The sequence below is a fragment of the Clostridium sp. CAG:265 genome (genome assembly GCF_000436575.1).
GTDB lineage: Bacteria > Bacillota > Clostridia > Clostridiales > Clostridiaceae > Clostridium > Clostridium lentum.
In genome coordinates this window covers 1-8,627 of the sequence record NZ_FR886616.1, presented here as the reverse complement: position 1 = coordinate 8,627, position 8,627 = coordinate 1, and the positions used below count along the sequence as shown (strand labels likewise).

Here is an 8,627-nt window from a genome sequence, read left to right as displayed (position 1 = left end):
TATTAATAATTCATCTAATGAAGAAAAAAATAGTTACTTAAGCACTATTCATGAATGGATTAAAATTTATAGAAACAACTTTGGTCAAGAACCTGTTGATGTAGAATTAGAATTTGAAGAATTAGTAAATACTTTAGAAAAATCTTTAGCAGAAAAAATAGAATCAGCAACAATTGCTAGATATGCACTATGGATTGAAGAAATAGGAAAAAAATATTTCTTGAAGATAAGAGGCGGTAGCTATGGATATATGCTAAATATGACACAAGAAATATTACTTATGATTACTGCTATATGTATAAAGGAAGATAAAATAACTTTAAAAGATTTATTTAAAGAATACGAAAGAAGAGGGTTATTTTTAGACTCATATTCTCAAGTTGAAGTTATTGATTTATTAGGTAAATTAAATTTAATAGATAAAAAAAGTGATAGTGGGGATGCTCAATATGTCAAATCAATTTTATAAATATTTATCAAATAAGGTAGTGGAGTATTTTGAGTCCAATGAAGTTAAGGCAGGGGAAAGATACTATATACAATTAGATGAAAAAGATCAAGTTGAGAAGTTTTATAATGAATTATCTCAAAGTGAAAATGTAAATAAATTTAGTTATAGACATAAGTTAGGAAGTGAATATAGTACATTTTCTATTAGTCTTAAAGATGATGTAAAAGTTGTTGTGGCATCAACAATAAATGTTACACCAGCATATTTAGTTACAATTAGAAATGCCTCCCAAGAACAGCAAAATGAGTGGGAAAATACAGCTTTATTAATAATTTGTAATGAGCCTAATGATAGTATAAAAAACGGATGCCGTGATATGAAAACAGAGGGTATGCCACTTAATGTTAAATATATCTCTAATAACTTAAATAATGAAATGGAAAAATCACAATTAAGCAAAATTGATAAGGAAATTGTTAAGTTCCATATTAATAATAAATTATCAGATGTATATAACGCATCATTATGGGACTATGAGGAAGTACTATCAATTATAAATAAGAATTCATTAGATAAATCGGATTATAAAGAAATAGGATTGTTTCCAGATAAAGCTTTAGATACTTATTCAAAGTCTAATGTAAAAAGTATTCAAAAGAGACTTAAAGAAAATAATAATTTATATTCAAAAGTAGAAGGTTATCAAGAATATGAAGATAAAGAACAGCAATTGGAAAAGTTATTTGATAGTAAAGGTGTAGAAAAATTAAAAAAAGAGAATTGGAGAGAAACTGATTACGTTGCAGTAAAGCAATCTTTTGAAGATAATTTAAAAAATAAGCCTCTCGGATATGAAGAGAATATGAATAAAACTATTTCTGAAGGAGTTGTGTATTGGGAAAAAGCAAAAGCGGATACTGCATCAGGAAAGAGAAAAAGACATATAATTGTATTTAATAATGGAAAACTTGATTCAATAAAGCTTAAATTTAAATTTACTGAAACGCTATATACGGAATACATTCAGCTAAAAAGTAAGGAGTTTGTTACGGTATCAGGTAAAACGATGACAGTTACTTTACCAGCAGATAAGTATGACTCTTCTTTCTATAGACTTGTATATGAGCATAAGAAACAAGCTAAATCAAAATATGAATTTAATGTTGCAGTTGTGAATATAGAAGAGGATTACTTGAAGTCTATTAAGACAATATATGAAATAAAAACAGGGTCTGGAAATAAAAATAGAATTCAGATTAATAGTGATGGAAGTGAAATTAAGTTTGGAACTTGCAATAATTTGAAAGAAGTTAATGTTGATAATTCAGATGATATTTTAGAGGTAACTGAAAACAGTTCAGTAAGAATTTCAAATATGTCATCTGCATGGGATGATGATTCATTAAGAGTTATATTGAAATCTGATAAAGGTATAGTTCCATTAGAAATCAAAGAACAGAACTTCAGAAGTAGACCTATTCACTCTATAAATTTAATGAATAGAAAGAGAGAAAGGTGCGAAGGGTTTACTTGGGAAAAAAATAAAATAAAACAAGGTACAGATGAGTTTTACTTAGAAGAAAAACTTAAAGAAACCTTTATTAAGGAAAAAAGTATTATTGATAATAAAATATTATATGGAGTACTTGAGATAGATGAAATAGCAAAGAAGGAATTAAAGCTTAGTACTGAATTAACAAATGCTTATCTTAATATTATTGAGTACTACACCAGAAAAAATAATATACCTAGCTTAACATATATAGATGAAGAACTTAGAAATCTTTATGAAGAGTATTTAAATATATTCAATAAAGAAATTGAAGAGATTCAATCAAAAGACATTATCGCTAATGATGAGTTAAAGAGAGATTTATTAAAAATAGGTACTATAAAAAGCGATGATAAGATAATGTTTACTCCATTGTCTCCAATTAATATTGCTTATAGCTTAGAAGTAAATAAGCAATTAAGTAATGATAATGTAGAAACTCATATATTAGAAAGATTAACTCCAAATAGTTTGCTACCATATATTTATGGAGATAAAAATAAATTATATAAACCTATTTATCAAAAAGTAAATATGGAATGGTTAATATATGAAAAAGAAGAGACTGTTTCAGTTGGGGAAACAAATGCATTTGTAGCAAAAGTAGTAAAAGAAAAGTTAAATCAATTTATAAATAATTTTAGTTATTTATTCCCAAAAGGATATAGAGCTCCTATAAAAATTAATATAATTAATATTAAGAATGATAGGGAAGTAGTAAGAGGTGTATTTGATTTTATTAAAAATCAAATTAATAGTGACTCGGAAAATATTATTCCAATTGAAATAAATGTTTATAATGGCAAAGGAATATCTGAATTTGACAGATTTTTTGATATAAATAGCATTGAAAAATTGCAAGAAGAATTTGATATATCATTTAAGTCAAAGAATAATCAATTTGATGAAATTGATATTATGAGAATGGCATTACAAAATATAAGGTATTATAAACATAATGATATAAATTATAAATATGCACATATATCTTTTTATAAAACTGGTGCTAGTGAAGAGGCAGCAGAAGATAATGCTAGCAGTCTTGAAGCAGGAGTATCATTAGGAGGATTATTATCTACGGTAACATCAAATAATAACAATAATGATTATAGAATTGGATTTGGTACAAGAAATTTAGTAGATAATAAAAATGAATTAATTAGAACTGCAATAAACTTAAATGAATTAGCTGTGAACTGCTATAATGGAGGAATAAACCCTTATAGAAAGGATACATCAATAGTAACTAGACCATTAACTTTAGCTGAAGAAGTAAAAGAAAAATTATTTAATTCATCTAATTGGGTAACTTTCATTGAACCAAGTTTTGGATTGGAGTACTTTGAAGAAGATAACAATGATGAATTAGTAGTAATTCATTATAGTGATCAATATACTTCTACAGATCAATATGATACTATTACAGTTACAAATAAATCAGAACAATATAAATATATTATTAAAGAATTTTTAAGTAAAAAGAATATTGAAAATGTAAATGAAGAAAAATTAAATGAAATAATAAAAAGTTTCAATAGTATTAATGGAGAATGGCTACTTAATCTAATTGCTAATAAAAGTGAGTTTGATAGAGAAAAACTTAGTATAATTTCTGCTTTAAAATATGGATTAAGTATATTAAATCATGAAGATATAATATGGGTTCCAATATCTTTAGAAGAGATAATAAGGGTATCTAGTGCAGTTAAATTAAATAAAAGTGAAGGAATATTTTCGCTTAAAAATTTAAAGGAAAAGGGAATGCATAGTGATGATTTAATATTTATTGGTGTTAATATTAAAGATGAAGATAATTTAAAAGTGTATTATTATCCTGTTGAAGTAAAGGTTGGATATAATTTTGCGACTGTAGTTAATAAAGGTTCAAAACAATTAGCTAATACTTATGAATTATTAAGAAATCAATTAACTCAATATAAAATTAATGATAGAAAAGTTTTTAAAAATAAGTTCTTTAGAAATTTCTTTATAAAATTATTTATAACAAATGCTCAAAAATTATGTGTTAACAATATATGGAACGATAAAGAGTTTGATAGAATTACAAGGCTAAAGAAATTATTATTAAATGATGAATATAATGTGTCATTTGAATTAGAAGATATCATAGGTAAAGGTGCTCTAATTTCATTTAAGAAAGATAATACATGGAGAAGTATTAGAAAAGATGAGGATATTCTTTATATTGAGTTAACAGAAGATGATGCTTATTATGGGGTAGCTGAAGGCATTACAGAATTAGATATAAGATTAGGTAATGGAGAATTAGATATACCAACAAATGATTTGTTAAGAAATAAAAACTTAGAAGGATTAAAAGAGACTGAATGGATACAAGATAGTGAAATTGATGAAGAAGTTAATGATGATTGGATAGATGAAATTAATAGTGAAAATGAAGTAATAGATAACTTTCCAGAAGAAAAAGTAGATAATGATTTAGATTTGGAGAAATGTTTAGACAGAGATTTAGAACCAATAGATACTAAGCCAATAATAGAAAAAAATAATGAAAATAAAAATTTCAAAAATGATATGCGAATATTATTAGGAGAAGCAGAAGGATCAACTAAGAAAATATATTGGGAATATGGAAATAAAGGGCTAGCTAATAGACACATGCTTATTACAGGAAAATCTGGAAATGGAAAGACATATTTTATTCAATGCGCTTTAAAAGAGTTAGTTGATAATGGAGTGCCTGCCATAATAATTGATTATACTGATGGGTTTAAATCATCTCAATTGGAACCAGAATTTAAAGAGTACATTGGTGATAGATTGAAGCAATTTATTGTAGCAAGAGATAAATTCCCTTTAAATCCCTTTAAGAAAGGGCAAAAAGAATTAGATGAAGATATTTTCATTGATGAAGATTCAGTTGATGTAGCAGAAAGATTTAAATCAGTTATAGGTGCAGTTTATAAAGAATTAGGTGTTCAACAATTAAATTCTATTTACCAAGCTGTACAGAATGGATTAGATAGATATGATGGAAAGTTAAACTTAAGAACATTTAGGAATGAGTTAGAAGAAGATAAATCTTCATATGCACAAACCGCATTATCTCAATTAAATGTATTATTAGATAAAAATCCATTCGAAGAAAGTAAAGAATTCCAATGGGATGATTTACATAAAGATGGTGGAAAAATATTTATAATTCAATTAACTGGTTATACAAAAGATGTACAAAGAATAATAACAGAAATGATATTATGGGATTTATGGAACTATAAAACACAACATGGAAGTAAGGACAAGCCTTTTGCTGTAATTTTAGATGAAGCTCAAAACTTGAACTTTGGGGATAATTCACCATCAACTAAGATATTAACAGAAGGTAGAAAATTTGGATGGTCAGCATGGTTTTCAACTCAATTTTTAAAAGGTCAGATGGATAAAGCAACCATAAGTAGATTACAAAACTCAGCTCAAAAAATCTATTTTGCACAAACAGAAGAGGAAGCTTCAGTTGTAGCTAATGGATTTGCCAATAGCTCAGAGGAAAGAAAAATATGGACAAAGAAATTAATTAACTTAGAAAAAGGAAATTGTATTTCTTATGGACCAATTAGAGATGATAGTGGAGAAATGATTCTTGCAAAGCCTATTAAAATAAGTATATCATCACTTAATGATAGGATAAAAAAATAATAATATAAAATTCCTACAGATTTTATATATTTAGTATAGATATTTGTAGGAATTTTTTATAAAAATAAGCATGTAAATAAGAAGGAGAAAGTTATGAAGTATAGTAGCAAAGATAAAGAGTCTATTAAAGAATATGCAAGAAAACTACTTAATACAAGCTTAAGAGAGTTTTATGGTGAAAAATTAACCCATAGGTTTGATAATAAAAAAGCAAAAGGGAGACTTGGACAAGTTGTAGAAGAGGAGTTTTTTGGATATAAAGTTAATTCAAATAAAGATGCTGATTTTAAAGAAGCTGGTGTAGAATTAAAAGTTGCTCCTCTTAAATCCATTAAAATAAAAGAAAAATCAGATTTATTAAGAGAACAGAAAGGAATTTCTGCTAAAGAAAGAATTGTATTATCAATAATAGATTATATGGAAGTTGCAAAGGAAACTTGGGATAATAATTCATTAATGAAAAAATGTAAAGAATTATTATTGATGTTCTATTTAAATGAAAAAGATGTAGCCGTAGAAGATTTAAAATTTGAATTAATAAATTTATGGACTCCATCTGATGAAGATATGAAAGTTATTGAAGAAGATTGGAATATAATAGTCAATAAAGTTAAAGAAGGACGAGCTGAAGAGATATCTGAAGGAGATACATTATATTTAGGTGCGTGTACAAAAGGGAGCACAGCTGATAAGAGTAAAAGAAAGCAACCATTTTCTGATGTAGAAGCTCCTCAGAGAGCATTTTGTTTTAAGAGATCTTATGTTGATTCTATAATAGAAGAACTAATGATTAGAGAGACTTATATACAGCAGGAAAAATATAAAAGTGTATCTGATAAAATTAAGGGAGTATCATTTGATCAAGCTGTATTAGACACATTTGAAAGGCTAAAAGGTTTATCACTTAGAGAGATAATTGGAAAATATGATATTAAGAGAGAAAGAAAATCTAAAAGTTTTAATAGACTAGTAATAGATGATATATGTGTGAAAGAGTTTGGTGACAAACTTGAAAATCTATATGAATTCCAAAAGGCAAATATTGAAATTAAGACAATTGTATTAAAAAAAAATAATATGCCTAAAGAATCAATGTCATTTGAACAAATAGATTTTTGTGAAATAGTTAATGAAGAATGGGAAGATTCTAAAATAAGAGATAAGTTTGAGAATAAAAAGCATTTATGGATAGTATTTAAACTTAAGACTAATACGAATAAACTGGCAGATGTATCTTTAGAAGATATAATTCTTGAAAAAGTAATGTTTTGGAATATGCCAATGAGTGATTTGGAAGGAAGCATGAAAAAGGTATGGAAAGACACCGTTGAAAAGATTAAATTAGGTGATTATGACAACTTTATAAAAATAAAAGATGGAGAAATTGCACATATAAGACCAAAAGGTAAGGATAGTTCAGATTTGATGATTACACCTCAAGGAACATATGAAAAGAGAAAATGTTTTTGGTTAAATGCTAAATATATAAAAGAGCAAATAGAAAAAGAAGACTAATGCTAGTCTTCTTTTTCTATAATATCATATAATTTTTCAGCCATAAGTGTTATTAGATTTACAACTAAGGCATTACCCATTGTAAAATATCTAAATGAATGTGTCATTCCAGTATTAGTCCAATTATCTGGGAATCCATTTATTCTTTCACATTCAACTGGAGTAAGAAGTCTAAGTTTTCCAGTAGTTAAATCCTCAACAACATGTGTACTTCTATTTTTACTTCCTTCACTTGTAAGCATTGTTCTTGCAGGTCTATCTATAGGATCAGGGAAAGATAATGCACCTTCTCTAAAAGTATATTTATGGCCAGTTTTTGAAGTTCGCTCAATAGCCTTTGCACCTTTCATATAAGTCCATTTATCTAAATCATCACCAATTAAATAATATTTTTCATCTACTTCTTTTTCTAATATATCTAGTAGAGTAAGTGGCGGATTATGTAGTAATTCACAAGGCGAAGCTTCAATTGTATAAATATTTCCCTCAAAGCATACACCTGTGTTTTTAAAATCAAATTTAAAATTATTAGATGTTTCTAAAATATCCATAGGAAGTTTATATTCTATAGTAGAATGGCTTATATGTAATTCGTCAAAGCCTTCAACTTTGAAAATTGAACTAAAGAATCCTTCATTTTGTAAAATAGATTTTATAGGTTTATCTTTTATAGAGTAGAATTTTGTATCTTTGTGACAAGCAAAAATGAAAGTTCTTCTACGTCTTTGTTGGAAACCATATTCAGCTGCATTGATTACTCTCCATTCAACATAATATCCAAGATTATTTAAACATGATAAAATCACACCAAAATCTCTACCTCTTTGTGATGTAGGAGATTTTAATAGACGATCAACATTTTCAAGTAGAATAAATGGAGGTCTTTTATCTTTTACAATTCTTTCAATTTCCCACCAAAGAACACCTTTTTTTCCTTCAATACCTTTAGCACCTGTACTAGCAACTGAATAGTCTTGACAAGGAAAACCTCCAACTAATACTGAATGTTCAGGAATAACATTAGTAGGGACTTGAGATATATCAGTATTACTATATTCAGTAACACCACCAAATTCATTAAAATGATATTTATAACATTCAAAAGCATGTTGAACTTTTTTACTAGGCTCCCACTGATTAGCAAAAACAGTAGTCCAGTCTTTAGAATTGTTTTCAAAACCTATTCTAAATCCTCCAACACCAGCAAAAAGCTCACAGATAGTTTTTTTCACGCACTCTACCTCCTTTGTACTTATGTAATTATACTATATTAAATTAAATTTGTGAAGATCGAATTATAAAATTTATGAAATATAATATTTTTATTAAATGTATGTGTATGCTTACAATATATAGTTTAATAATCATAAGTATTTATTAAAAAGCTTTTTTTTAAATTTTTCTATATTTAAAAAATAATATATATTGTAA

General features: G+C 26.7%; 4 protein-coding genes. 3 read left to right on the top strand and 1 reads right to left on the bottom strand.

The features are described from left to right. The 3 genes from dptG to Q5O29_RS06460 all read left to right on the top strand — a co-directional run. Positions 1 to 469, top strand: a 469-nt coding sequence (gene dptG, locus Q5O29_RS06470; RefSeq protein ID WP_302631850.1) for a DNA phosphorothioation-dependent restriction protein DptG, incomplete at its 5' end; no start/stop codon positions are given. After that, positions 450 to 5,681 (top strand): DNA phosphorothioation-dependent restriction protein DptH, encoded by a 5,232-nt coding sequence (gene dptH, locus Q5O29_RS06465; RefSeq protein WP_022212152.1) that lies wholly within the window; start codon positions 450 to 452, stop codon positions 5,679 to 5,681. The genes dptG and dptH, both read left to right, overlap by 20 nt. A 93-nt stretch (positions 5,682 to 5,774) precedes the next feature. Continuing rightward, the gene (locus Q5O29_RS06460) at positions 5,775 to 7,196 is read left to right on the top strand and encodes a Sau3AI family type II restriction endonuclease (protein WP_022212151.1); all 1,422 of its coding nucleotides are present in this window, start codon (positions 5,775 to 5,777) and stop codon (positions 7,194 to 7,196) included. Between the two features lie 2 nt (positions 7,197 to 7,198). Here the strand turns inward: Q5O29_RS06460 and dcm are convergent, their stop codons facing one another. Then, on the bottom strand, positions 7,199 to 8,428 hold the full coding sequence (gene dcm / locus Q5O29_RS06455) for a DNA (cytosine-5-)-methyltransferase (protein WP_022212150.1): 1,230 nt from the start codon (positions 8,426 to 8,428) through the stop codon (positions 7,199 to 7,201). Positions 8,429 to 8,627 lie beyond the last annotated feature (199 nt).

Coding starts and splice junctions, on each gene's coding strand:
- Q5O29_RS06460 (WP_022212151.1), top strand. CDS start 5,775: ATGAAGTATAGTAGCAAAGATAAAGAGTCTATTAAAGAATATGCAAGA.
- dptH (WP_022212152.1), top strand. CDS start 450: ATGTCAAATCAATTTTATAAATATTTATCAAATAAGGTAGTGGAGTAT.